The organism is Shewanella sp. 10N.286.52.C2 (genome assembly GCF_002874545.1).
GTDB lineage: Bacteria > Pseudomonadota > Gammaproteobacteria > Enterobacterales > Shewanellaceae > Shewanella.
Window position 1 is genome coordinate 1 of record NZ_MCTV01000086.1, and the last position, 1,980, is coordinate 1,980.

Below are 1,980 nucleotides of genomic sequence, written 5' to 3' on the forward strand. Positions count from 1 at the left end.
AAATGTAACTGCTCAGCACACATCGAAAAAGCGTAAGATCTTACGCCGATATTTACACTATAAAGGTATCACTCGGGCTTGTTCAACACTTGGGATAAGGACGCGGCTACGCGCGGCCTATCCTTATCTGTTATGCATTTTTATGTGAATCGAGTTGATGCGATATAGTATTTACAAATTCTTCTATCGAATTGATAGTTTCAATTACAATTTCTCTATCAACTTTGATAAGTTTGCCATCTGTAGTTTTCCCATCACGGTGAACGATGTCATGACGAAGGGTTGTTATGGTAGAAACAGCAGTAATATTGACTTGAATTTTCTTACCGATAATTGCATTTAAGATTTCTTTGACTTTACTAACATTGTGATACATAACCTTAGACAGCTCTGTTACCGCAAAACCTTTAGCTCCATCTTTCTGCTTAGCAATATCATTAATTGAAAACTTTGCTTTCTTTAGGCAGTCAACATTATTTATTGCATTTATGAAATAGTTATCATTTGTAATTATTAACGATCTAACGGTGTCTGCCAAAAAGGATTCCATTAAGGTAACAGCATGACCATATGCCATTTTATAAAAAGTTTCCTCATGATATGTTGCTATTGGAGCATCAAATAAGTCTTTTAATTTATGAATTTGAGATTGAAATGTATTATGTATAACAGAGTAACTATGGCTGGCATACCATTCATTTTGTTGAATGTTATCCTCATAACTAGATTGCATATATGACCATTCTTGCGCCAAATCATCCCACCCTGGTGTTTCTTCATCAGCATCTTCATCGTCTAAGTGTTCACATATCCAAACTCTCATTTCTTCTTCTTGCAGACCTAAAATATACTCAGTGGTACTACTCATGTGTGCTCCAATGGAAAATGATGATTAATGCATAACGCCGCGCTCACCGGTAAATTGGGAGCGCAGCGAGTAATTTATCCGTGTGCAGCGCCTTGTTAGGGTTTAGCCATGTGAGCTACTATTACGTTGAGAGCCTTCTTGTACACACGCTTTGAAATTACCCATTGAAATTTCTTTTGCATGAATCTCCAAGCCCCCCGCATTTTTATAAGTTGTATAATCTTTATTTGGCATTTTTGTTGACACATACCAATCGTTACCATCCATATTTTCTGAACATGAACCTGGGAATGTTAATGTAAAAGTATTCCGCAAAAAGCATTTATTTGCGGTTTGAATATAAGTATCTTCAGTTTTTACGGTATCGCCCTTAGAACCAAAAATTTGCGTGATCGTAACTTCCGTTGAAGGTCCATCAATACCGCCTTCATGCCTATTGATGAAAAAATTCCAGTTACTTTTCAGCTTACTATTTTCCAATATAAAACTATCACACTTTGAAATTCCGTAGTCATGAAACCACTTCAATAGAGTCTGATCATCATTTGCCAAAACGGGATTAGCTAACGTAATTCCAAAAGAAAGTGCTGACGCGATTACTAGTTTTGTTTTCATCTATTTTACTCCTTGAATTTTTAGATGAGCTACTTTGTTATATTGAACCCTAACAGCGTTTTAGCGGGAATGCCGATAAACACCCTGAGGCACTCTTCGAAAATCCATTTACACCACTGCTTTAATTGTTAATGATTTTAGTAACTTATCAACATAATTACCTTAAATCAATTACATTTTAATCAGTGTGAAACCGATAATTTAGATAACCGAGAATAGCTGCTTCTCGTTATGCATATTTAAAATTAATTTATTGCCATAATATTCAACAAGTTAGGTTTTAACAAGATAAAACCGTGAATGAAAATGCATGACATAACGAGAAGTGACATAATACATAGCTAATACATAGCCACCCATTATTTTGAAGTTATAACATAACGCCTTTCATTTTGAGTTGCCAACACCAACATTAATTTACTGATGGGATTATTCCTGCCAAAGGACTGAATATTTCATCATTAATCACCAAAATTCACTCATAAACTAAATTCAAC

The 1,980-nt window shown here is 35.0% G+C and carries 2 protein-coding genes; both read right to left on the bottom strand.

Annotation, left to right across the window (positions count from 1 at the left end; all coding sequences use genetic code 11):
• Positions 1-130: 130 nt before the first annotated feature.
• Complete coding sequence (locus BCU94_RS19365) at positions 131-868, bottom strand: hypothetical protein (protein ID WP_102477275.1); 738 nt, start codon at positions 866-868, stop codon at positions 131-133.
• Positions 869-970: 102 nt separating this feature from the next.
• Positions 971-1,483: a hypothetical protein gene (locus BCU94_RS19370; protein ID WP_102477276.1), complete on the bottom strand. Its 513-nt coding sequence runs from the start codon at positions 1,481-1,483 to the stop codon at positions 971-973.
• Positions 1,484-1,980 lie beyond the last annotated feature (497 nt).